General features: G+C 45.1%; 17 protein-coding genes. 11 read left to right on the top strand and 6 right to left on the bottom strand.

Annotated features, from left to right (window positions below; all coding sequences use genetic code 11):
• Window positions 1-68: 68 nt before the first annotated feature.
• The 7 genes from pheS (at window position 69) to serA (ending at window position 9,292) form a co-directional block, all read left to right on the top strand.
• Entirely contained in the window at window positions 69-1,061 is a 993-nt protein-coding gene (pheS, locus tag WB308_RS08265; RefSeq protein ID WP_424190779.1) for a phenylalanine--tRNA ligase subunit alpha, read from the top strand.
• The gene (pheT, locus tag WB308_RS08260; RefSeq protein ID WP_424190778.1) at window positions 1,058-3,388 is read left to right on the top strand and encodes a phenylalanine--tRNA ligase subunit beta; all 2,331 of its coding nucleotides are present in this window, start codon (window positions 1,058-1,060) and stop codon (window positions 3,386-3,388) included. The genes pheS and pheT overlap by 4 nt, the downstream gene beginning before the upstream one ends.
• Complete coding sequence (aroA, locus tag WB308_RS08255) at window positions 3,385-4,662, top strand: 3-phosphoshikimate 1-carboxyvinyltransferase (protein ID WP_424190777.1); 1,278 nt, start codon at window positions 3,385-3,387, stop codon at window positions 4,660-4,662. The genes pheT and aroA overlap by 4 nt, the downstream gene beginning before the upstream one ends.
• Window positions 4,659-5,492 (top strand): 4-hydroxy-3-methylbut-2-enyl diphosphate reductase, encoded by an 834-nt coding sequence (locus tag WB308_RS08250; RefSeq protein WP_424190776.1) that lies wholly within the window; start codon window positions 4,659-4,661, stop codon window positions 5,490-5,492. The genes aroA and WB308_RS08250 overlap by 4 nt, the downstream gene beginning before the upstream one ends.
• A 73-nt stretch (window positions 5,493-5,565) precedes the next feature.
• Window positions 5,566-7,221 (top strand): 30S ribosomal protein S1, encoded by a 1,656-nt coding sequence (locus WB308_RS08245; protein WP_424190775.1) that lies wholly within the window; start codon window positions 5,566-5,568, stop codon window positions 7,219-7,221.
• A 5-nt stretch (window positions 7,222-7,226) separates the two neighbouring features.
• Window positions 7,227-7,706 carry a hypothetical protein gene (locus WB308_RS08240; protein WP_424190774.1) on the top strand — a complete coding sequence of 160 codons (480 nt, stop codon included), beginning with the start codon at window positions 7,227-7,229 and terminating at the stop codon, window positions 7,704-7,706.
• A complete protein-coding gene (serA, locus tag WB308_RS08235; RefSeq protein ID WP_424190773.1) occupies window positions 7,706-9,292 on the top strand; it encodes a phosphoglycerate dehydrogenase in 1,587 nt (528 codons plus the stop codon). Before WB308_RS08240 ends, serA begins: the two co-directional genes overlap by 1 nt.
• A gap of 13 nt (window positions 9,293-9,305) precedes the next feature.
• Here the strand turns inward: serA and WB308_RS08230 are convergent, their stop codons facing one another.
• The 6 genes from WB308_RS08230 to WB308_RS08205 form a co-directional block, all read right to left on the bottom strand.
• On the bottom strand, window positions 9,306-11,210 hold the full coding sequence (locus WB308_RS08230; protein WP_424190772.1) for a PAS domain S-box protein: 1,905 nt from the start codon (window positions 11,208-11,210) through the stop codon (window positions 9,306-9,308).
• Complete coding sequence (locus tag WB308_RS08225; protein ID WP_424190771.1) at window positions 11,207-12,721, bottom strand: response regulator transcription factor; 1,515 nt, start codon at window positions 12,719-12,721, stop codon at window positions 11,207-11,209. Before WB308_RS08225 ends, WB308_RS08230 begins: the two co-directional genes overlap by 4 nt.
• Window positions 12,722-12,818: 97 nt before the next feature.
• On the bottom strand, window positions 12,819-15,029 hold the full coding sequence (locus tag WB308_RS08220) for an ATP-binding protein (protein ID WP_424190770.1): 2,211 nt from the start codon (window positions 15,027-15,029) through the stop codon (window positions 12,819-12,821).
• Window positions 15,013-15,582, bottom strand: a complete 570-nt coding sequence (locus WB308_RS08215) for a biliverdin-producing heme oxygenase (RefSeq protein ID WP_424190769.1) — start codon at window positions 15,580-15,582, stop codon at window positions 15,013-15,015. Before WB308_RS08215 ends, WB308_RS08220 begins: the two co-directional genes overlap by 17 nt.
• Window positions 15,583-15,682: 100 nt before the next feature.
• Window positions 15,683-16,777, bottom strand: a complete 1,095-nt coding sequence (locus WB308_RS08210) for an ATP-binding protein (RefSeq protein WP_424190768.1) — start codon at window positions 16,775-16,777, stop codon at window positions 15,683-15,685.
• Entirely contained in the window at window positions 16,774-17,445 is a 672-nt protein-coding gene (locus WB308_RS08205) for a response regulator transcription factor (protein WP_424190767.1), read from the bottom strand. The genes WB308_RS08210 and WB308_RS08205 overlap by 4 nt, the downstream gene beginning before the upstream one ends.
• Window positions 17,446-17,617: 172 nt before the next feature.
• On the opposite strand from WB308_RS08205, the gene WB308_RS08200 reads away from it, so the two are divergent.
• The 4 genes from WB308_RS08200 (at window position 17,618) to WB308_RS08185 (ending at window position 24,316) form a co-directional block, all read left to right on the top strand.
• A complete protein-coding gene (locus WB308_RS08200; RefSeq protein ID WP_424190766.1) occupies window positions 17,618-18,361 on the top strand; it encodes a response regulator transcription factor in 744 nt (247 codons plus the stop codon).
• Window positions 18,362-18,491: 130 nt separating this feature from the next.
• A complete protein-coding gene (locus WB308_RS08195) occupies window positions 18,492-20,498 on the top strand; it encodes a putative bifunctional diguanylate cyclase/phosphodiesterase (protein WP_424190765.1) in 2,007 nt (668 codons plus the stop codon).
• Window positions 20,499-20,613: 115 nt separating this feature from the next.
• Window positions 20,614-21,141: a PAS domain-containing protein gene (locus tag WB308_RS08190; RefSeq protein WP_424190764.1), complete on the top strand. Its 528-nt coding sequence runs from the start codon at window positions 20,614-20,616 to the stop codon at window positions 21,139-21,141.
• An 88-nt stretch (window positions 21,142-21,229) separates the two neighbouring features.
• Window positions 21,230-24,316, top strand: a complete 3,087-nt coding sequence (locus WB308_RS08185) for an ABC transporter substrate binding protein (protein WP_424190763.1) — start codon at window positions 21,230-21,232, stop codon at window positions 24,314-24,316.
• The last annotated feature ends 168 nt before the right edge of the window (window positions 24,317-24,484 follow it).

Raw genomic sequence — 24,484 nt, 5'->3', positions numbered from 1 at the left:
AAAGCACTGTCAGAAATGGTATTAGCATGTTTTAAAGCTTTCAGAAAATCATCAATGGAGACTCTATTTTGCAAGAGTGGTATGACGCTATAAAATCGGCCGACTCGATTGATAAAATCGAAGAGATCCGAATCGCTATTTTCGGAAAAAAAGGGATAATGAACGCTGAGTTCGCCCGTATGAAAGATATCCCTGATACGGAAAAAGGGACATTTGCCAAAGAACTCAATATCCACAAAGAGGGATTGAATGCTCTCTTGGTGGATCGTAAGCTTTTCTTGGCGATGGAGCACTTACAAGCAACAATGAAATCCGAAGCGATTGATGTGAGTCTGTATTCAGCGACGAGTGAACGCGGATCGCTTCACCCCGTAATGGAAACCATGGACCGCATTGTAGAATACTTTATCGCCATGAACTTTTCGGTTCGTACAGGCCCGATGGTAGAAGATGATTTTCATAATTTCGAAGCGCTTAATCTTCCGAAGTACCATCCGGCACGTGATATGCAGGATACTTTTTATTTTAAAGATTCGATGCTGTTGCGTACCCACACCTCGCCGGTACAAATCCGCACCATGCTCTCTACCAAACCGCCGATTCGTATGATCGCTCCGGGTGCGGTATTTCGCCGCGATTACGATATCACCCATACCCCGATGTTTCATCAGGTTGAGGGATTGGTTGTCGAAGAGGCGGGGAAAGTTTCATTCGCCAATCTTAAATTTATCCTCGAAGATTTTCTTAAAACGATGTTCGGAGATGTCGAAGTTCGTTTTCGCCCGAGTTTTTTTCCGTTTACGGAACCTTCGGCCGAAGTGGATATCAGCTGTATATTTTGCGGCGGGGAGGGCTGCCGTGTTTGTTCAAAAACCGGTTGGCTGGAAGTTCTCGGATGCGGTATTGTCGATCCGAATGTTTTTAAAGCGGTCGGATATGAGAACGTTAGCGGGTATGCATTCGGTTTAGGGGTTGAACGGTTTGCGATGCTGATCCACCGTATCGGAGATTTACGCTCTTTGTTTGAGGGAGACACGAGATTATTGGAGCAGTTTAGATGATCGTTACAAAAAATTGGTTAAATGAGTGGATCGATCTTGGTGAAGTGAGCACAGAGCAGTTGCTCAAAACGTTTAACTCCATCGGTTTGGAAGTGGATCGACATGACGTAATCCGAGTGCCGAATGGTGTTGTGATCGGTTACGTAGAGCAATGTGAAAAACATCCTGATGCGGACAAGCTGAACGTTTGTCAAGTTAATGTCGGCAATGAAGTGCGCCAAATCGTTTGCGGTGCGTCAAATGTCCGAGCAGGGATTCATATCGCCTTGGCTACCGTAGGTGCGGAACTACCCGGTGGTTTAAAAATCAAAGAGGCAAAGCTTCGCGGCGTTGAATCGCACGGTATGATCTGCTCCGCTAAAGAGATTGGGTTGCCGAGTATGGGCGAGGGGATTATGATCCTCGATGAGAGTATCGGTACGTTGATTCTCGGGAAAAACCTCAATGAGTACAGTGCATTCAATGATGATGTGATCGAGATTGAGCTCACAGCCAATCGCGGCGATTGTTTGAGTATTCACGGTATCGCACGTGATTTACGTGCTGCCCTTTCCCGTGAACTTCGAGAAATCAACTATAAAGAGAAGCTAGACGGGCGCTTAGGAATCGGGCGGATTTTGCAATTGCATCATGCAGATACCTTTAACACAGATTTGTTATTCGGTGCGGTGGATCTCAAAGAGCTTCATGTCCCTTTTGTTATCGCCTTGCGTTTAGCGATCATTGATGAAGCCTATACAACGGCTGTGGATGCATTGCTGTTGTATGCAACGCAGAGCACGGGGGTTATCTTACGAGCGTATCCGTTTGAAAAGTTCGGTGACCCCGAAAGCAAAGGGGTGATTACCCTCGAGAATGATGAAAACGGTTATGCGGCGTTGTACGGCAAAGAAAAAGTCTCCATTATCGGTGTTTCGCAAGAAAAAGAGTCTCATTTTAGCGCGAATGAAGGGTTGGCCGTTATTGAAGCGAGTTACATCGCTCCGGATATCATTGCCAAAAAAATGGGTGAAAAAAAGATCCCGAGCTGTCCTCATTATTATCGCTCTTCGCGTGGAAGCGAGCCAAAAATCGAGATGGGGATTCGGTACGCTACGGTATTGTTTGAAAAATATTCCGCATCCCAAGTATATGGCGGGAATATTGAGCTCACAACATCGTATGAACCCCGGATTATCAGTATGTGCGAAGAGGAGTTCGAATCGTTTATCGGTCTGAAGATCGATAAAACGCGTATCACCCAGATTTTTAAAAACTTGGGGATGGATATCGGCAAGCTAAAAGGGTCTTCATTCGCGATTTCTGTGCCCAAGTTTCGCCATGATATTGTGAACAAACAAGACATTATCGAAGAGGTTGTCCGAATCGTCGGCATTGACAATATCCCCTCAAAGCCTCTTGTTTTTGCGGAAGCCAATCAAATGAGCGGCGATTTGGCAGAGTATAAAAAAACACGGATGTATCGTCACCGTGCTGCCCAAAGCGGGTTTTACGAGTCGGTTCATTTTGTTTTTAATGAACGTGCACAGGTTGAAAAATTCGGATTTGTCTGCACGGAGTCTTCCAAAGAACTTCTTAACCCGATTACAGCAACTTTTGATACCCTTCGTCCTACGTTATTGGTCGGACTTTTAAATTCTGCATCGGCCAATGTAAAAGTCAACCAGAAAAAGATCGCTTTGTTTGAAGCAGGGATGGTTTTCGACGCGGATCGTCGTGAATCCAAACGTATTGGATTTATTGTTTCCGGTTCTATAGAAAGTGAAAAAATATCCAATGCCGGGAAGCCGTCAGCAATCGATTTTGCCGCTTTTAGCAAGCTGATTGCCGATGTGGCGGGATCATTTGAATTGTTGTCCCATACCCCTTCACACGCTTTGGCTCACCCTTATGTATGTGCGAAAGTGATGATTAACGGTGAGGAAGCGGGTGAACTTTTTCGACTTCACCCGTCGATAGAAGAGGAATTTGATCTGGCACAAACGTTTATGTGTGAGCTAAAAACCGATTGCCTCCCTTACGGGCTTATTGAAGCGCAGCCGTATTCAAAATACCAAGCATCTTTTAGAGATTTGAGCATTCTGATCTCCAAAATGGTGAGCTATGAGAGCATCAAAACCGTCATCGAAAAACACCGATCGGTACAAGTGCGTCGTTTTTATCCGGTGGATCGCTATGTTTCCGAAACGTTGGGGGATCAAATGAGTTTGACGCTCCGTTTTGTGTTACAGTCGGAGGATAAAACACTGGAAGATGAGGATATCACCATGGCGATGGAATCGATTTTAAACGGTCTTAGAGATGAACTTGGAGTGAGTTTGCGATGATGTCTGCCAAGGTTTATCCCGCACAGTCGTTCGGGTTCAAAAGTGATGCGATTGCACCGGATAAATCAATTTCGCACCGCTCGGCTATGTTTGCGGTTTTAGCGGAAGGGGAGAGTCGCATTGAAAATTTTCTCCGCGCTGAAGATACCCTTAATACTCTTAAAATCGTAGGGCACTTGGGGGCTGAAATTCAGGATGACGGGTCGGTGATTACAATTCGTTCCCATGGTATACATGAAACGTCCGAAATCCTTGATTGCGGAAATTCGGGGACAGGGATGCGCCTGTTCTGCGGGCTTCTCTCCTCTGCAGAGGGACATTTTGTCCTCACGGGAGATGAATATCTTAAACGTCGTCCGATGAAGCGGGTAACTGGGCCGCTTCGCTCCATCGGTGCTAATCTTGATGGTCGTAATAACGGCGATCTAGCACCTCTTTCTATTCGTGGAGCATCGCTTAAAGCGTTTGAGTATCTCTCTCCCATTGCTTCGGCACAGGTTAAAAGTGCGATGATCCTCGCTGCCCTTCGCTCGGACGGGGTGTGTACGTTTCGTGAACCGGAACTGAGCCGAGACCATACTGAGCGGATGCTCCGCGGTATGGGTGCTCGTGTTGAAGTAAATGGGCTGGAGACGAAAATCTGGCCTCTTGAAAAACCGCTAAAACCTCTCACTATCCGTGTTCCCGCAGATCCTTCAAGCGCTTTTTTCTTTGCGGTAGCGGCAGCGATTATCCCCGGTTCTTCGGCGATAATTGAGGGAGTAACGCTCAATCCGACCCGTATCGAAGCGTTTAAAGTTTTGGAACGGATGGGGGCAAAGATCACCTATTCCCTTACCGATGAGCGGTATGAGCCGATCGGTACTATCCGAGTCGAACATGCTTTGCTTCATGCCGTAACGGTGGAAGAAAATATTGCATGGCTGATCGATGAACTGCCGGCCCTTTCAATCGCCATGGCGTGTGCCGAGGGGAAAAGTCTTATCAAAAATGCGGAAGAGCTGCGGGTTAAAGAGTCCGATCGTATCAAAACGGTTGTGGACAATCTGAATCTCTGCGGTATCGAGACGGAGGAGTTTCCTGATGGTTATGCCGTGATCGGCGGTGAGCTGAAATCTGCTCTGGTCAACAGCTTTGGAGACCATCGGATTGCGATGAGTTTTTTGATTGCGGGACTTAAATGCGGTATGGAAGTCGAAGACATTGAGTGTATTAATACCTCATTTCCTAACTTTTTTGAACTCTTGGGAATGTGTACAAAGGTGGAGCAATGAAAATTGAATTGGCTGAGAGTTACGGATTTTGTTTTGGAGTGAAGCGGGCCATCAAAATAGCTGAGGAAAATCGAAATTCCGCAACCTATGGCCCTTTGATCCATAATGCAAACGAAATTGATCGGCTAAAAAATGATTTCAATGTTGCTTTAAGTGAAAATTTGGATTCTTTCAAGGCGGGAGAAACCGCTGTTATCCGCACGCATGGTATTCCTAAGCAAGAACTTGGTTTATTGCATGAACGCCATGTGAATGTTGTGGATGCAACCTGTCCGTATGTGACGAAACCCCAGCAAATCTGCGAAGAGATGAATGCGCAGGGGTACGACATCGTGATTTTCGGGGATGAGGCTCACCCTGAGATCAAAGGGGTTAAAAGCTACGCTGAAGACCACGTCTATGTTGTGAACGCCCCGGAGGAAATCGATGCTCTCCGCTTACGTGAAAAAGTGGCAACCGTGGCCCAAACGACTCGAAAAATAGAGGAATATCAGCAAATCATCGGAAAATTGATGGAAACGCATAAAGAGGTGCGTGTTTTCAATACGATTTGCAATGCAACTTTTGATAATCAAGATGCCGTTCGAAAACTTTCAAAAGAAGCGGATGTAATGATTGTCATTGGCGGTAAAAACTCTTCAAACACGAAACAGCTTCACTCTATAGCCAAAGAATATTGCACGGACAGTTATCATATTGAAAGCCAAGAAGACTTGCACCAAGAGTGGTTTTCGGGCAAAAACTTTTGCGGTATCAGTGCTGGAGCATCGACCCCTGATTGGATAATTGACGACGTAATTGACAAAATCAAGAGCCTAACTCACTCCTAATTTCTCCGTTCTAATCTGAAAGCAAGCATTTTTTCGTTATAATCAGCCAATTTTTAGTTACAAGGGAATAGGCATGGCTTTCGATAACGAATCGTTCGAAGAAGAAAATTTTGCTGAGATGTTAGAGGCATCTTTCAAAGAGCAAGAATCTACGCGCATTACAGAAGGTGAAATCGTAGAAATTCAAGAGAGTGACAATCGCGCGTTGGTAGGCGTAGGCGAAAAACTTGAAGGGATTATTTCACTGGATGAAATCCGTGGAGCGGACGGGAAACTTTTGTTCAATGTCGGCGATAAAATTATGGTAATGGTGATGGGTCACTACAATGAGCGCCCAAAAATCTCCTATAAAAAAGTGCTTGAGCAAGAGAAAACGCTCGCATTCATCAATGCACACAAAGAAGATTTCGAGTCTGTCGTAATCGAAGCATTGGTGACGAAGAAAAATAAAGGGGGATACCTCTTAGAAGCGGACGATGTCCATTTTTTCCTTCCACGTTCACTCGCAGCGTTCAAAGAAACCGACCAAGTCGTCGGAAAAACGATCAAAGCGCAAGTCGTTAAAGTTGACCCTGCAGAAGCGTCAATCGTTGTTTCTCGCCGTAAGCTTTTCAATGATGAGCGTAAACGTAAAAAAGAGGTGATCGACGCATTGATGGAAGAGGATAAAGTAATCCAGGGTACCGTCAAAAAGATCACGAGCTACGGTATGTTCGTTGATGTCGGCGGAATCGACGGGTTGGTTCATTACAATGAAATCAGTTATAAAGGGCCGGTTAACCCATCAAAACTCTACAAAGAGGGTGATGTTGTCAACGTAAAAGCGATCGCCTACGATAAAGACAAACGTCACCTTTCCCTCTCGATCAAAGCGGTACAATCGGATCCGTGGCAAGAGGTTGAAGAGGCGTTGGAAGAGGGTGATACGATCACGGTTACCGTCAGCAACATCGAACCGTACGGTATTTTCGTAGACCTCGGAAATGACATCGAAGGGTTCTTGCACATCTCTGAAATTACATGGGATAAAAACATCAAACACCCTAAAGACTACCTCACGGTTGGTCAAGAGATTGATGTTGAAGTTATTGAGATTAACTCTAAAACACATAAATTACGTGTATCGTACAAACGTCTTCAACCGAAACCTTTTGAAGAGTTCACCAAAAAATTCAAAGAAGGTGATACCGTTAAAGGGAGCGTCACTTCGTTGACCGATTTCGGTGCATTCGTCAAAGTTGGCGGAGTAGAAGGGTTATTGCATAACCAAGATCTTTCATGGGATAAAAATGTCAAATGTAAAGATACTCTCAAAGTAGGCGATGAAATCGAAGTAAAAATTGCGAAAATCAATGCAGAGGATGAAAAAATCTCGTTGAATCGTAAATCACTCGAAGAGAGCCCGATTGATCAATTTGCAACGAACCACAAAATGAATGAAGTAGTAAAAGCTACCGTTCGTGATGTAAAAGACTTCGGTGTATTCGTTTCCTTGGAAGGGGGCGTTGATGCTCTTATCCGTAACGAAGATCTTTATCCTTTGACCCCTGAAGAGCTTGAAATCGGTCAAGTTATTGAAGCGGCTATTTTAGTGATCGATGCTAAACGTGATCGTATCCGTCTTTCAGTGAAAAAACTGGAGCGCATTAAAGATCAAAAAATGTTGGATGAAATCAATGACAATGATGCGCACAGTCTTGGTGATTTGATTAAAGACCAATTGAAATAACTTTTATGCGACGCGCTGCATACTGGCTGTTTCCGTTTATAGCGTCAGGTGTAGCCATTTTTATTGTACTGTTATTGATTCAGATTAATCCTGCAGCACCGGAATTGGAAGCTGTTGAGGATGGAGCGCTTCACTCTTCCGAAGCTCCTGATGAACCAATGAATTGGATATCCCGTTTCTCAAAAAGTGAGGAAAAGGGATATTTTTACCCCGTGAATGAAGTGAATTTAAAACTCGATATGGGTGAAAAAAGTACTTCTGTAGAAATGTACAGACTCACGGCGGATCTGAAAAGCTCCTATGAACTTTTTTGTGTCAAAGAAGAGCTAAAAAAAAGTGCACTCCCTTATTTAATGAATAAAGAGGGTGATGCGATGACCCTCTCGGTCGATTCGACCGACCAATCACAACTCGCATCCCTTGTAACGAAATTAAAAACCTACCAAATCACGGCGACTGTATCGCCGTACACAGAGGAAAAGTAATGGAAAAATTTAAAATTGTCGTATGTGACCATATTCATGAAGAGGGACTCAATATTCTTCGCCGTGATGACAAGATTGAGATGATTTTTGCCGCTGATATGGATAAAACAGCTCTTTTGGATGTGATCAAAGATGCGGATGTTGCGATTACACGCAGTTCCACCGATGTAGATGATAAATTTATCCAAGCCGGACGCGGACTTAAAGCGATTGTCCGTGCCGGTGTCGGTGTTGATAATGTTGATATTCCCGGATGTTCAAAAGAGGGAATCATTGTCATGAATGTTCCAACGGCCAATACGATTGCCGCAGTTGAACTCACCATGACCCATATGCTCTCGTGTATGCGTATGTTTCCCTACTCTCACGACCATTTGAAAAATCAGCGTATCTGGAAACGTGAAAAATGGTATGGGTATGAGCTTAAAGGGAAAAAACTCGGTATCATCGGTTTCGGTAATATCGGGAGCCGTGTCGGGATCCGTTCAAAAGCATTTGAGATGGATGTTATTGCCTACGACCCGTATATCCACCCCTCCAAAGCGACCGATGTCGGTGTAAAATATACGAGCAATTTTGAAGATATTTTGGCATGTGACATCATTACCATTCATACTCCGAAGAACAAAGAGACGGTTGGTATGATCGGTGCTGATGAAATCGCGAAAATGAAAGACGGCGTGGTTCTCATCAACTGCGCACGCGGTGGATTGTACGATGAAGAGGCACTTTATGAGGGGCTGAAATCGGGCAAAATCCGATTTGCAGGGATTGATGTATTTAACAAAGAACCGGCAACCGATCATAAATTGCTTGACTTGGATAACATCTGCGTCTCTCCGCATTTGGGTGCAAACACTTTTGAATCTCAATACAATATCGGGGTCGAAGCGGCACAACAAGCGATTGAAGCGGCCAAAGGTATTGCTTATCCACACGCGATGAATTTGCCGATCGATGAGACCAAAATCCCTTCTTTTGTAAAACCGTTTTTGGAAATGGGACAAAAAATCGGATTCTTGGCATCACAAATCAACAAAGCGCCCATTGTCTCGATCAAAGTAAGCGGCCGCGGTGACATTGCCGAATATGTGAACTCATTGGCAACGTTTGTTACCGTCGGTGCATTGGCTGATATTTCAGGCGATACGATCAATTACGTGAATGCGGATTTTGTCGCTTCTGAACGCGGTATCAAAATTGATACGGAGGAGCTTCCCGGCAGTCCGGTTTATAAAAATCTCGTGACGGTTAAACTCACTACCGATAAGGATGTGATCGAGATCAGTGCAACCATGTTCAATGATGATGTGCAGCGTATCGTTGATATCAACGGTTTCGGCGTAGATGTGGAGCCGAAGGGGAATATGATCCTTTTCAAAAATACGGATGTACCGGGCGTTATCGGGCAAGTAGGCAGTTTGTTAGCCGCGCATGAAGTTAACATCGCCGATTTCCGTCTCGGACGCAATAAAAATGCAGAAGCGTTGGCGGTTATCATTGTTGATACTCCGGTCAATGACAAAACGCTTAAAGAGCTCGCTTCACTCGAAGCGTGTATCAGCGTCTCGTACGCACGGCTGTAAGCCCCTTCTTTTTCTAGAGGGGCAAGGCAATTTCAAAGCATGCCCCTTTAGACGTATTGTAGGCTCTCAGCTTCCCTTTGCAGTGTTCTTCGATAATCGTTTTTGACATATACAATCCTAATCCCGTTCCATCTTTTTTTTCTTTTGTACTAAAATAAGGATCAAAAATTTTACCGACCAGATTTTCGGGAATACCGCCCCCGTTATCTTCGATGGTTAAACATGAGATCCCTTCTTTCGTGTGAGATTGAATCCAAATGGTTGCGTTCTTGGTCTCTTTTTCTAAGAAAACATCTTCCGCATTTTTAAAAATATTGAGAAGAACTTGACGGATTTCATTGGCATAGGTGTGAAGTATTTCATCACTTATATCCAGCCGCTCAACGGTAATATTATGGGTATGAAACGTTGGTTCGATGATGTTTAAACTCCCTTCAATGATCATTTTCCATGTCGTATCGGTTTTTTCTTTGTGTTCTTTGAAAAAATTTCTGAAATCATCGATGGTCGATGAAAGATGCTGAGCCAGATCACTGATGGCCTCGAGACGTTCTTCGAAAAAATCTTTTTTATAATTCTCCATGATCACATCGAGCGTCAATGTCGATGAAATCGCCGCGATGGATGCCAGAGGCTGCCGCCACTGGTGGGCGATCATACTGATCATCTCTCCCATCTGCGCAAGGCGTGACTGTTCGAGCATTTGAATTGTCTGCAAACGGTTTCTTTCGACCTCTGTGGCGACACGATACTCGAGCTCTTTGGTTAAGGCTTCAAGCCGTATTTTATTGGTAATATCATGGCCGATGGCACTGTATCCTGTGAGATTGCCGTGAGTGTCCCTTTCATGTTCGATATGCAGGCGAAGCCAATAGGCATGCCCGTCTTTACCCCTGTTTTTAACTTCACCGTCCCAGGATTCGCCGGTTTGAAGTACCTTCCACATGTCGGTATAAAATTGTTTCGGTGTATCCGGATGGCGGAAGAGGGCATGGGTCCTGCCGATTACCTCTTGTTTCGAATAACCGGAGACTTTTTCAAAAGCTTCACTGATAGAGGTGATCAAACCGCTCTCATCGGTCATGGAGACAATGGTATTTTTATCAATCGTCTCTTTGTAATGTTTTAACAGTTGTGTCTGCTGCGTGAGTTCTTGGACTTTTTGGTGCAACTCCTCCTGCAATTTTTTTCTCTCTGTAATGTCTGAGACAAAGGCAACGATTTGCTCCCTCTCATCGATCTTCATCAATTGCAAGCGTGCTTCAACTTCATAGGTTGTCCCGTCTTTCCGGCAATGTATCGTTTCGAAGACCAGCTGTTGGATGGTTTCGTTGAGTAAGGGCTTCAGGAGAGTTGAAAAAGTAGCAGTGTTATAGTTCGGTTTAAGATCCAGCGGTGTTAATTCGCTTATCTCATCGAAGCGATATCCGATATTATTGAGGGCACCGTTATTGAGATAAGTGAACTTTAGAGTCTCTTTGTCAAAAATATAGATTTCATTGATGCTATCATCAATAATATGTCCCAGAGATAAAAGTTTTTTTTCTGTTTTTTTCCGCTCGGAGTAGTCTTCGTATATGACGAGTAAATCACCGTTCGGAAGTAACCGGACCTCATTTTTACGCCACCCTTGAATCCTGCCGTCTTCATATAAGCGGGGTTCAAGGATCTCAGGTTGACCGGTTTTAAATACCCGCTTCATAGCTTCGAGCAATCCGAATGCCGCAACTTGAGGGAAAAGTTCTGTGATCCGCTTTCCGATCATCTCGGATCTCTCGATGTTTTCGGTTTGTTCTACTCTGGAATTGAGATCCAGAAAAATAAAATCTTCACCATCGAGAGTGGGGCGAAAGATAACAATATTTGAGGGGAGGGCATCCATCAGATATTGGTACATATTGATGGGAGAAAAAATCATGATTTTATTTCCAATGCTTTGAATTCACGAATCAAGGTCATCTGGCGATTGGAAAGATATTCGGACATCCCTTTATGTTTAAGTTCGTTGAGTTCAAACAATACTACGACATGAAAACAGCGCTCAAACTCATCAATCCGGTAGACGGTTACAGGGGTATTAATGCTGAGCGGGGCATGTGTGGTCGGCAAAACCATGGAAATATTGGCGTTTGTCCCTGTTTCGAAATGGGGAGGAAGGGCACTTAGCTCGAGCTTGATCGAAACGATTGAAATATCGAGAATGCGGATCTCGCCCGAAAACTTTTTATCATCAATAAAAAGGGTCACCTTCTCGTTTCCTTCCGGTTCAAGACGGATGTATTTACGGTCGTTGCCGCTTCTTGGGATAAATTGCATATCGGTAAAGGTGATCATCTGTTTGTCAAAATCAATCTCTTTGACCGATTTGCACAATACGGCGGAGGGGAATACCTCCGAGCTGATCGTCGTGTTTTTGACAAGTTTGACAATTTTGAGCTGCGAGTAGGAGGTTTTGACGACTACCTGTTCATCATCCATGTGGACGATGACGGTCGGATTGGTGATGGTCAACCCGCGATAAAAGTTGTGAAGTTTGACTTCGGCATTGTTTTCACTGACGATTTTCATAAATTTGAGTACGGTTTTTTTGTCCTGTAAAACTTTATCCTTATCCACGGAGTTTTTATCGAATAATGCCAGAAGATTGAGTTCGGTTACGTCATCGAAAGAGACAATCGCGGAATCGTTATGATGGGGGATTTCTCGATATTTCATAATCAAATGACGATTTTCGTCGTGACAATTGACCATTTTCGTGTGAAAAAGTTTCCCCGGATCGGCAGATGCTTCTTCATACCATGTACGGTGTTGATTCGAAGAGAGAAATCCCTCATGCTCTTTGAGCATCGAATCCATCGTAGTGTATTTGCTCAGAAAATCCTCTAACGTTTCAACGCCGAAAAAATCGAGAAAGCGCTGGTTGACGATGACAGGGTGAGCGTTTTGAAACATGATGAGAAGATTGTTCTGGTAGTTAAAAATATCGTTTATTTGCGCGTCGTAGAGATGTTTGTTTTTTTCATTTTGGATTGTTTTGACGGCATCGTAGAGTGCTTCAAGGAGCTGATCGACTTTTGCCGGTTTCGGAAGATAGCGGAAGACACCGACGTTGATCGCTTCGAGGAGATACTCTTTTTCATTGTAGGCGGTAATGTAGATGATTTTGGTATCGGGTTCTTCGGATTTAATCTTTTTAGCCATCTCAATCCCGCTCATGTGCGGCATGTTGATGTCCGTGATGACCAGTCTGGGTTTATGTTTTTTAAACATTTTATACCCTTCCAGCCCATTTGCCGCACTCACTATATTTGGGAATATTTTTCCCAGCAATTGCTCGATATTGGCGCGTAAGCCCGGATTGTCTTCGACGTATAATACCCTTATGTTTTCAGAAAGGGTTTGTATTTTGTGCAATTTTTCGTTCAACATACCTTCTCCTGTGATGTGGGAATAAAGATTACAATCGACAGAGATGAGTAAAATATGAGTTTATTTATACCCCTCTTTTCGCTTGAGTAAAAACCGTTTACTCTTTAAACGTTAAGGTAAAACACGCCCCTTTATCTTTGTTTTGGAGAGTAATGGTTCCTCCGAACTGCTCTTCAATAATCAATTTTGCCAAATACAAGCCGATTCCTCTCCCTACCCCTTTTTCTTTGGTCGAAAAATAGGGTGTGAAGAGTTGATTCAGATGTTCGGGAGAGATACCCCCTGCGTTGTCGCAGATATGAAGCTGTAGGGTGTTGGGCAGGTGCTCAACGCGGCATTCAATCCACGGATTTTCGATTTCATTCCCGATCAGGGCATCGTATGCATTGCTGAGAAGAATCAAGATGACCTGTTTGAAGGCATTCGGGGAGCCGTGAAGGGTTCCCGTCTCTTCGCTCAAGATGAGGTCAATATTGTGAAGTTTTACGTGAGGAAGGAGCTGGTCGTGCACCTCTTGGATCGATTGGGTGATTGAAAAAGGGGTTGGATTCTGCTCGGGCTGGAAAAAGTTTCGAAAAGCATCGATGGTTTCACTCATGAAACGGATTTGTTCCATGCCGATTTGTTTGATTTCACGCAGAGATTTCGGGTTGATGTTTGTTTCATCGATGAGTTCCGAGAGGCCGCTTATGAGGAGAGATAAGGCATTGAGAGGCTGATTCCATTGGTGGGCGATGGCACCGATCATCTCCCCCATCATGGCCATTTTTCCTTGTTGAATGAGCAGCTGGTTTTGGCATTTCATGGCGCGGTTTGTGATTTCGAGCTCAATCATGGGCCCCAACTCTTTGTAGAGCTCTGCTGCTAGGAGGTGAGAATCACTCCAGGGGATACTTTTTCCCCGCTGCTCCTGGGTGAAGGTTTCAAACGATTTGCGGGGACTGATCCGCTGAGTGGGATCGATCGTCGCGGCTTTGTCGGGGTGTCCCGCCCATTTGAGGGTTCGTACCCATTCTCGGCGGAACCAGATGATTTCGGTGCGGGGATGGTGGGTAATGATAATGCTCAAGACCCCGGAGATGGCTTCGGGGAAGGGGGTGCCGTTTAAAACAGCCCCAATCGATCCCGATGCATAAAGATCGTTTTCATGCATCGGATCGATCTGCTCAGAGAGCGCTTTGATCTGAGAGGTTTCTGGAACCGTTCCATACACCGAAATTTCGTCGTTTTGAAACAGACATACCCCGTCGCTCTCGAGTGCATCCATCCATACCTCCCCTAATGCACTGAAGGATTCATGGATAGATGCGTGATCACAGAGGGTTTGAAAAGCGTGTTTGAGCGTTGAATAGCGGTCTTTGAGACGGAAGAAGGTTTGGGATGCTTCGTTGGCAATTTTTTCTTGAATCAATGCATTAAAAATACGGATGAACATTTCGCAGTATCGGCGGATGGTATAGGCCAAGGGCAAAGGGCAGGAGTGATGGCAGGCAAAAAGACCCCATAATTTTCCCTCCACAATGATCGAGAGGCTCATCGACGAAGCAATGCCCATATTGCGCAGGTATTCGAGATGGATGGGGGAAACACTGCGAAGCGAACTCTGGCTCATATCGATCGGATAGGGGAGGAGGCTTTTGAGCGGCACGGGGGTGTAGGTCGCATCCGGGATATAGCGGATCAGGTTGGTGCGATAGAGCTCTCGGGCTTGTACGGGGATATCGGAAGCGGGGAAATGGTGATCGAGGTACGCTTCCATCTCGGGTATTTTGGCTTCGGCAATGACGCTTCCGTTGTACTCGTCATCAAACCGATAGGCCATGACACGGCCAAATCCACTCAGACGCTGCAGGGCAAGTGCTCCGAGATGGCATAACGCTTCCGTTGACGATGCTGAGGTCAGGATGATCGCTTCATTGATGACCGATTGGGCCAAATAATCGGGGAAAAGATCGGGATTCATGGCAGGTTCGGCTTCGAGGATGAGACAGGAAGCGTTGCGATGCAAAGAGACGATAAAACGGGTCGTATCGTGGCTTTTGGTAAGGAATAAAATGGCAGGCAATGGAGAGGGGACTTTGTGCTGTTCTTGAACCCACTGACTCATAAGAAGGGAGAACGCCGAGAGGGGTTGTCCGATAATATCCTCTGTGGATAAGGCAAAAAAATGATCGATATTGCTGCTTGCGGCGACAATGTTCTCATTGGCAGGGTCAATGGCCAGAAAAAAACCATGGGGCTGAATGGCTGAGGGGATATGGATGGGCTCTTTGTCGCATTCGTTTAAATCGTTATCGGTGTGTATCATGGAAGATCCTCTCGAGTATTTCAAAAGCATCGAGGGCACCCGATACAATCTCATCTTTGATGGGTTTTTCGGCATAGCGTTCGAGTAAATCGCGAAAGCGTTCCCATTCGCTATCGGTCGTTTCACCGTATCCGAGCAGATAGCGCATTGGAAGGTGCGTATCGCTTTTTTGGAGGAGAGAAGAGAGAAACTGTCCCCCTTTGCGGGAACCCTCCAATACATACAGAAGTCCGATCGCTTTTCCGGCCGTGTCAATCGCATCGAAGAGAAAGGGATCCCCAGATTCGGGGGTAATGCCCAGTTGGAGCAGATCATCATGGAGCACATCGGCACGGCACCGTTTGAGTGTATCGAACCCCTCGGTTTCGGGAATCAGGGCAACGAGTTTGCGTTCCGCTCCCTCTGTAAAAGGGTAGAGTTTACTCAAAAGCCATCGATAGGGTGATTCTAACGGCTCTCCGTCTTTCAGAGCGCGCATAAACGGATTCTCTTCGATACGCTGATGAAGGGGACGGGTTGTATCGGCTAAGGTCTGCTGCAGAGTGGGCACCATGATATTCCTTGGCTCCAAAAAAGATTAGTGAAAATCATAGTAACACATTTTGTCCCTAAAAAGGATGAAAGAGGTTGAGAGCCTCTTTTTCTTTGTTAAATTAGAGGTGTCCCGGAAGGGTGACACGGAACCAGCTCCCATCCTCTGCGGGTTGAATCTCTATCGTCCCACCCAGTTTTTCGGTAACGATTTTGCGGGCAAAATAGAGTCCGTAACCCTGACCGGAAAGAGGTTTTGTGGTAAAACCCGGCTCAAAAAGACGTTGGGAATACTCAACGCTGATCGCATCGCCATTGTTTTTGATGTCAATTAAAACGTCATTATCGACTCTGTTTGCGTCGATACGGATGTATTTGATCGGCTCGTCGGACTGGGCAATCGAATCGATGGCATTTTCGACGATGACCAGGAGTATGTGCATCAATTCATCCGTGTGGCACTTGACGCAAAGGGGTTCGGGGATATCGATGCCGATATGTATGTCCAATCCCTCCGATCGATCCCCAACCAAAGCGATGACATGCTCAACGGATTTTTGGACATCTGCCCCTTCCGATGCGGAGTGCCTGGCATAGAGCGCATACATGCTTTCCAGATTGGAGGAGAGGCGATCGAGTAGGGTTTCGCACCTCTGAATGGCTTCAATCGCCGAATCATTGGCACCGATCAATCTGCGAATTTTGAGAAGATAGGTTGCAATGGTGTTCAAAGGGCGGCGCCACTGATGGGAGATGAACGAGATCATCTCTCCGATCTGAGCCATTTTCGAAATTTCGAGCACTATCTCGTCTTGTTTTTGTTTCTCCTCTTCCATGATTTTAAGGGAGGTATAGTCGACGGCGCTTACGACAACCCCTTCGACGGTTCCGTCTTTATGATAGCGGGGATTATAGGTAACAATCAAATAGCATCGGGGAAGACCCGGAAAATCGAACCACGATTCGTATTGAAGGGTTTCTCCCAAAAAAGCGCGGTCAAGATTGGGTTTGACAATGGTTTCAAAGACTTCGATTCCCAAAATATCGGATACATGATACCCTATGATTTCGTCTGAGTCTTTTTGATACCGGCGGCTGTACGCTCCATTGACCGCGCGGTAGATATACCCGGTATCTACGTACGAGAGTAAATTATCCGTATGATCGAGTAAATCAATCAGATGATCACGACGCATCCGTTCATGGATAGTTTTCATACGAGCCTGTACCCCACTTTTGCAATCGATTCGATACCTATTGGGGGGAGTTTTTTGCGAAGGTTGCGAATCGTACACTTCAGTGCATTTCGGGTTACGGAGGTCCCTTCGGAGAGCATCTCTTCGAGATAATCGTAGGCGAGTACTTTGTTCTTGTTTTCGATCAGCAGTTCGAGTAACAAAATCTCTTTGTTTGTCAATGAAACGGATTTTCCTTCAATCGAGCCTGTTTTCGATTCATAATCGTAATAGGCTGCTCCTATCCCGTCGATGCAGATTGAACCGGTGGAAATGTTTGTTTTTTGGAAAATACGTTCAAGGGCATCGTTTAATTTTGCGTACGTAATCGGTTTTATCAGATAGTTTTCGAGCTTTAGAGTAACGGCTTTCAATAGGTAGTCTTGATGGGAATGGGCGGTTAGAATGATAATGGGGATATCCGGATCCTTGAGACGTATTTTTTGGATGAGTTCGAGTCCGTTCATTTTCGGCATTTCGATATCAACAATCATGATGTCAGGAGTTTCCTCACGGTAGCGGGTCCATCCTTCTTCTCCGTCATAGGCGCTGAGGACATCCGTAAAGCGCTTTTGGAGAAAAAAAGCGATGTTATCGTTGCTTTCCCTGTCGTCTTCGACAATTAATACGCTGCTGTCCGTTTTTCTCATTCCTGTTTCCCTTTTTAACGCCTCTTTTATCATCCTTAAAACTTCACCACACTTTTCCTACACCAAAGTAGGATAGTATTGAGGGTAAATATTGTATCCAAAATCGATTGCTTTAAAATCGAAAATTTATATTCAGAAATTTGAATTTCTAATAGTAAAGACGAAATGTATTATGCCATTTAAAAAAAAAGTTCTTATCGTCGACGATGATCCCTCTACCCGTATGCTCAGTAGGCAAGTACTTCAAAAACTTGATTTTGTTGATTTTTTGGAAGCCGAAAACGGAGAGGAAGCGATTCAAATTGCTCGGGATGAACAGCCTGATCTGATTCTCATGGATGTGGTTATGCCTGGGATCGACGGGTATGAAGCCTGCAGGAGGATCAAGCAAGATTCGATGAGGCAACAATCGACCATTATTATCTTCTTGACCGCGGTGAGAACAGAAGAGATGGAGGATAAAATTATCCAGGCGCAGGGCAATGATCTGCTGCACAAACCGCTGGATGCGAGCGAGCTCTATTTCCGGGTCAAAAATTATCTGACTTTGATGGCTCCTGAAGAGAAGGAGAGGGCGCGTGATTTTTCGGCGGATGAGCCTTCTGCTGTATGCGCGGATAAAGAGGGTATCGACTTAGGGGAAGGTTTTTATTACGAAGCCCATTCAAAAAGATTGGTGAAGGCCAAGCAGTACATTCCGCTCATGCAGCAAGAAATTTTGCTTTTGGAAGCTTTTATTAAGCATCAGCATCACGTCCTGTCGTATGAGCAGCTTTTACAGATCATCGGTAAAAACGGCGACAGTACGATTGCCAATCTCCGGACGCTGATTAAACTGCTGCGACGCAAAACCTATCGGGAACTTATTCGGACGCTCCCCTCGGTCGGATATCAGTGTGTGGTACGACGCCTCTGATCTCTTCTCGTATTACGGTAAACGGCGCATCCCCTTTTTTCTTTCCTGTACGTTAAAACTCATATTTTACCCATAAAAAAGTATTACAATGGAGTGAGAAAATTTTTGGCTATCATGAAAGGGGGCATCAATGACAGATTTATCACAATCAGCTCTTATACGTACTGCCTTGCAGGTTCCTCCCTGTACCCTCCTTTTTACGTTAAGCGGGGAAATAGCCAGGAGATTGACCCCCTCTTGCAAATGGGTTTTGGATAATGAGGGGTTGCGAAAGGCCGTGATCGAAACGGCAGAGTCTAAAAATCCTCTTTACCGTGTTACCGAGCTGCAAACGCTGAGCGGTGAAAGCGAATATGTGATGGTGCATGCACTTCTTTTAGACCCGGTGGACTCCTATCCATCTGCTTATGTGATCGTTTCCATCATGGATATGGGATGTATGGAACAGTATCAGCATGACGTGCAGCTTTTGGATGCGGCGGTCGAAATGATTGATGAAGCGGTCGTGATTACCGATGCGCACAATAAAATCATCCGGATCAACGGCGCTTTTCAAAAAGTGAGCGGATATACACTTTCGGATCTGTACGGGGAGAATCCGAAATATCTCTCGGCCGGGATCACCTCTTCGCAAACCTATTCGGAGATGTGGCATCAGCTTTTGAATCGGGGTAAATGGGCCGGTGAAGTATGGGATCGGCGTAAGGATGAAACGGTTTATCCCAAATGGCTCACGGTGAGTGTTCTTCGTGACAGGGAAGGGTTGATCACCAATTATATCGGTGTTTTTACCGATATTTCCGATCAAAAAGAGGCGGAGAAAGTCATCGATACGTTGGCCCATTATGATGCCCTGACGCAGTTGCCGAATCGGCGCTATCTGAATGAGCAGATAGCCTTTCTGCGGCCGAAGGCCGAAGCGATGGATCAGCACGTCGGTGTTTTGTTGATCGATGTGGACCGATTTAAACGGATAAATGATTCGCTGGGACATACGGCGGGCGATCGTCTCTTGCTTGAGATTTCGGAACGGATACAGCGTACCGTTCGGAAAAATGATCTCGTCGGGCGACTGGGAGGGGATGAGTTTCTCGTTGTCCTCCCTTCTGTGCAAGAGTGCTCCGATGCGGTGGGGGTGGCCGAAAAAATCATCGAAGCGTTTATACCGCCGTTTGTGATCGATGGGAACGAATTGCATGGATCGGCGAGTATCGGCATTAGTTTTTTCCCTACCGACGGGGAGAGTGCCGATGCGGTGATCCAGCATGCCGAGCAGGCTATGTACATGGCAAAAAAACGGGGGGGAAACGGGTATGAGATTTTTGTCTCTTCGTTGAACGAGACGACACTGCGTCGGCTGATGATCGAAAATGATCTTCATCGCGGGATCAGCCATGATGAGTTCAAACTGGTATTTCAGCCCCAAGTGGATCCGAATACCAGGAATATCGAAGCAGTGGAAGCGCTGATCCGATGGCACCATTCGACCAAAGGGGTTATTTCTCCCGTAGAGTTTATACCGATCGCGGAAGAATCGGGGGCTATTTTGGAACTGGGTACATGGGTTATTCATGAAGCATTGAGCAGTTTAAAACGATGGCTCGATGCAGGGCTAGGTCCGATACGGATGGCGATCAATGTCTCCGCAAAACAGTTTGCCCACCCCGATTTCGTCGGTGTGGTGAGCAAGGCGATTCGAACCTACGCGATTCCGAACCATCTCGTTGAGTTGGAGGTGACCGAAAGTGCCGTGATGGAAGAGCCTTTACGTGCGATCCAGATATGCGAAGAGCTTAGGGCAAACGGTATTGAATTTGCAATCGATGATTTCGGAACGGGATACTCTTCGCTGGCCTATCTGAAACTTTTTCCGGTGAAGCGGCTCAAAATCGATAAAACGTTTGTGGATGATATCGGTAAAGACTCTCAGAGTTCAACCCTGGCAGAGGTGATCATCGCGTTGGCAAATGCTTTGGACCTCGAAGTGATAGCCGAGGGGGTCGAGACCCAAGAACAGCTTGCTTTTTTACAAGAACGGGGATGTGATTTGATCCAAGGGTATTACTACAGCCCCCCCAAAGATGAAGCGACGATTGTCACCTATCTGCGCAACGGTATCGGAGTGAAACAAACGTAGGATCGTAGGAGAGATCAGATGGTAAACTCATTTATTACTCATAAAATTATTGTACTATCATTTAATATTATATAAAAGCTGTAAGAATATTTTCTAGATTGCAAGGTTTTAAAAAATGAATCAGGTCCCTTTCGAAGCAGAAATTCCGCAAGGAAAACTTATTTTATCCCGTACCGATGTGCAGGGCAGAATCACGTATGCCAATGATACTTTCGCCCATGTATGCGGTTATCAGGTGAATGAACTGGTGGGTAAACCGCATAACATTGTCCGTCATCCGGATATGCCCCGCTCCATTTTTAAGCAGATGTGGAATACCCTTCTTGCCGGAAAAGAGTGGAGCGGGATCGTTAAAAACCTTCGCAAAGACGGGGGATATTATTGGGTCAAAGCGACCGTTGTTCCTCTCTCTGAAAATGGAAAAATTATCGGATTTAAATCGAGCCGTGTCTATGTTCCTCCCATGAAACGGCAAGAAATGGAAAAAAAATATGCCCTGATTCGCAAGGCGGAAGAGGGTGAAGTACCCTTTACGATCAATCTTACGCAGAGTGAATGGCGTAAAATACGTACCCATGCGGATGAAAAAGGGATTACGTATCAAGAGCTCGTAAAACAGCTGATCGGAAATCTGGCGGATTGATTGCGGCTTTTTTAAAGTAACCGTATAGGGATATTTGAAATACAGGTATGATAGAACTGATGAGAATGAGAGAACAGGATTGCAGTGTATGAAAAGATTTTTAGTATTGATTCTCTTGCTAAACCATTATGTGTGGGGGGATATTCCGATATTTATCCTACATTCGTATCATGAAAGCTATCCATGGACACAAAAACAGCATTCCGGTTTTGTATCGGCTTTAAACAACAATAAAAAGATTTATCCTCTCTGTTCAACGGAGTATTTGGATACCAAACGCCGGGCTTTTGATGCGGCGTATGCAAATGAAGTGGTCCATTATATGAAGAGCAAATATAAAGGGTACCGCCCGAAGCTTATTTATGTGACCGATGACAATGCCCTCCATTTTATGCTGCATAACAAAGAGAAGCTTTTTCCCGGAGTACCCGTCATTTTTTCGGGGATCAATGATATATCCAAAAAGGAGATCTTGGATAAAAACTCCTTTACCGGTATCTATGAAAAAAAAGAGATTATTCCCAATCTAAAGCTGATTCAAGAACTGTTTCCGACAGAGAATGAGGTCCTTTTGATCGGTGATGGTTCAACGACGGCTCGCGCGATTCATCAGGATGTTAAACGCGATAGTAGGAGTGTGAAGGGGATAAAGGTACACTATGCCAATGCGCAGCGATTAGACGAGGTTTTGGTCACGCTCGGAAGATTCAAAGGCAAAGCGGTTGTACTGACCACGATCGGGGGATTTCTGACACAAGAGGGGAGGTTGATCCCTCTGGAAGAGGTGATCACTCATATCAAGAAGTCCGGTCATTTTGTTATCTTAAGTCTTGAAGACACCTACATCCAAGAAGGGGTACTCGGAGGTTATGCGGTCGATGGGATCACTCAGGGGAGCGAAGCGGGGAAACTGGCTTTGGAAATCCTGTCCGATCCGGAAGCACCGCTTCCATCAGGGGATCAAAAGAGCAATGGGTGGATTTTTGATGCAGAGACGCTTCAATCGCAGAAGATCGTTTTACCTGAAGAGATCCGAATGCAGAGCCGGCTTTTGAACACACCGGAGACATTTTTTCATAAACATCAGGAAGTGTTGATCCATCTGCTGTATGGATTGAGTGCTCTTGTCATCGCGGGGAGTATCACGTTTAGCTGGTATCTGTATCGGAGCCGAAAAATAATCAAAGAGCGGCAAAACACCCTTTTAAACCTCTCGGAGAGTTTGAACCGGGCACAGCAGATTGCTCATCTGGGGAATTGGGAGTGGGATATCCAAACCAATGTTCTTTGGTGGTCGGACGAGATTTATCGGATTTTCGGGCTCGAGCCGCAGCAGTGTCAGGCGACGTACGATAAATTCTTGGAACGGGTCCATCCTGAGGATCGAGAGAAGATTCAAGAAGCGGTTATGGATGCCCTAAAGCATCATACCCACTACTCACTGATACATCGTATCATCAGAGAGGATGGTACAGTACGTCATGTGATAGAAGAGGGGGATGTTATCTGCGATGCTGAGGGGAATCCTCTTCAAATGACGGGGATTGTTCATGATATTACAGCAGAATATGAACGAGAAGAGGCATTGCTGCTCCAATCGAAAATTTTTGATGCGGTACAAGATTCGATTCTGGTTCATGATGCGGAGGGGAAATTTATCTACCTGAATGAAAATGCCTGGAAAACGCGGGGTTACACACACGATGAGATGATGAAGATGTGTGTTAAAGAACTGGACGCTCCCGAATACACCCACGGAAACCCCGAAGAGATGAGAGGGTTGATGGAGCAGATGCATCAGGATGGATGGATAAGAGTGGAGGTGGAACATCTCTGCAAAAATGGCGAGCGTCTCCCCGTCGAAGTGTATGCGCGTGAGATTACTTTGGGCGAAAAAACCTATGTTTTAAGTTCGGTACGGGATATACGGGAGCGAAAAAATGCCCAAAATAGATTGGAAGAGTCGGAAAAGAAATACCGCGATTTGGTCGAAAATGCAATGATCGGGGTCTACCGCTCCGATCTTTCGGGGGATATTCTCTACGTCAATCGGGCATTGGCTCGGATGCTTTCGTATGATACGCCCGATGAGCTTATCGGAAAAAAAAGCCTCCTGAGATATCCTGATCCGAAGGATCGGGAAGTATTTATTCAGCAATTACTGCAAAAACGCCATGTCACTAACTATCAGATCGAAATGTTGGATAAAAAGGGTGAGATTGTTCCCGTTATAGTGAGTGCATCGATCGAGGGGGATATTTTATCGGGGATGATCATCGATATGCGTGAACTTAACAAATCGCGCGAAATGATTGATAAACTTTCAAAAGTTATCGAGCAGATTGATGACTCGGTCGTGATCACCGATAAGTATGGGAAAATCACCTATGTCAATCCGGCATTTTCGTACCATACGGGATATACCAAAGAGGAAGTAGTGGGCAAAACTCCGAGACTTTTAAAGTCAGATCAGCATGATGAAACGTTTTATCAACACTTGTGGACGACGATTCTGGATGGAGAGGTTTTCCGGGGTACAATTATCAATAAAAAGAAAAATGGGGAATTGTATTACGAAAAGAAAACCATTTCCCCTCTTAAAGATGATAAAAACAATATCGTCAGTTTTGTTTCGAGCGGAAAAGATGTAACACAAGAGAGTATTATCCATCAGGAGATTCAACGTATCGCAATGAGCGATAATCTGACCGGTATTTACAACCGTCACAAATTTGAAATCCTTTTTGCGTTGGAAAGTGAGCGTTCACGGCGTTTTTCACTTCCTCTTTCGATGTTGCTGATCGATATCGATCACTTTAAATCGGTCAATGATACCTATGGACACGATGTCGGTGATGAGGTACTCAAACATTTGGTAACGATCGTACAGGAAAATATCCGAAAAATCGATATTTTTGCACGATGGGGGGGAGAAGAGTTCTTGGTATTGAGCCCGGGTACCGATTTACAAAATATGCAAATACTTGCTGAAAAACTCCGCTCAGCGGCTGAAAACGGTATTTTTCCTGAGGTTGGAAAAGTGACCATCAGTATCGGGGTCAGTGCGTTTACACCGGAAGATACCTTTACCAAACTTTTCAAGCGGGCGGATCAGGGGCTCTATAACGCAAAAGCAGAGGGAAGAAACCAAGTCGGTGTTATAGCCCCGTTTTAGCCCCTCTTCGCGATAACCTTCTGAGACGTAAAATCTATGGAGGAGTGATTCGGACATTCTCTATCTATCGGATATCCGTTTATGTCACGATAAACGTGATCTATCTTCTTTGACTTAAAACGCATACAAACTATTTTAAATATATTTTATTTCTTATATAATCTATCT

It is taken from the genome of Sulfuricurvum sp. (assembly GCF_049587615.1).
Lineage (GTDB): Bacteria > Campylobacterota > Campylobacteria > Campylobacterales > Sulfurimonadaceae > Sulfuricurvum.
The sequence above is the reverse complement of the archived record's forward strand: the minus strand, read 5'-3'. Positions and strand labels throughout refer to the sequence as shown.

Coding starts and splice junctions, on each gene's coding strand:
- WB308_RS08240 (WP_424190774.1), top strand. CDS start 7,227: ATGCGACGCGCTGCATACTGGCTGTTTCCGTTTATAGCGTCAGGTGTA.
- WB308_RS08230 (WP_424190772.1), bottom strand. CDS start 11,210: ATGATTTTTTCTCCCATCAATATGTACCAATATCTGATGGATGCCCTC.
- WB308_RS08225 (WP_424190771.1), bottom strand. CDS start 12,721: ATGTTGAACGAAAAATTGCACAAAATACAAACCCTTTCTGAAAACATA.
- WB308_RS08215 (WP_424190769.1), bottom strand. CDS start 15,582: ATGGTGCCCACTCTGCAGCAGACCTTAGCCGATACAACCCGTCCCCTT.
- WB308_RS08190 (WP_424190764.1), top strand. CDS start 20,614: ATGAATCAGGTCCCTTTCGAAGCAGAAATTCCGCAAGGAAAACTTATT.
- WB308_RS08220 (WP_424190770.1), bottom strand. CDS start 15,029: ATGATACACACCGATAACGATTTAAACGAATGCGACAAAGAGCCCATC.
- aroA (WP_424190777.1), top strand. CDS start 3,385: ATGATGTCTGCCAAGGTTTATCCCGCACAGTCGTTCGGGTTCAAAAGT.
- WB308_RS08195 (WP_424190765.1), top strand. CDS start 18,492: ATGACAGATTTATCACAATCAGCTCTTATACGTACTGCCTTGCAGGTT.
- serA (WP_424190773.1), top strand. CDS start 7,706: ATGGAAAAATTTAAAATTGTCGTATGTGACCATATTCATGAAGAGGGA.
- WB308_RS08210 (WP_424190768.1), bottom strand. CDS start 16,777: ATGAAAACTATCCATGAACGGATGCGTCGTGATCATCTGATTGATTTA.
- pheT (WP_424190778.1), top strand. CDS start 1,058: ATGATCGTTACAAAAAATTGGTTAAATGAGTGGATCGATCTTGGTGAA.
- WB308_RS08185 (WP_424190763.1), top strand. CDS start 21,230: ATGAAAAGATTTTTAGTATTGATTCTCTTGCTAAACCATTATGTGTGG.
- WB308_RS08200 (WP_424190766.1), top strand. CDS start 17,618: ATGCCATTTAAAAAAAAAGTTCTTATCGTCGACGATGATCCCTCTACC.
- WB308_RS08245 (WP_424190775.1), top strand. CDS start 5,566: ATGGCTTTCGATAACGAATCGTTCGAAGAAGAAAATTTTGCTGAGATG.
- WB308_RS08250 (WP_424190776.1), top strand. CDS start 4,659: ATGAAAATTGAATTGGCTGAGAGTTACGGATTTTGTTTTGGAGTGAAG.
- WB308_RS08205 (WP_424190767.1), bottom strand. CDS start 17,445: ATGAGAAAAACGGACAGCAGCGTATTAATTGTCGAAGACGACAGGGAA.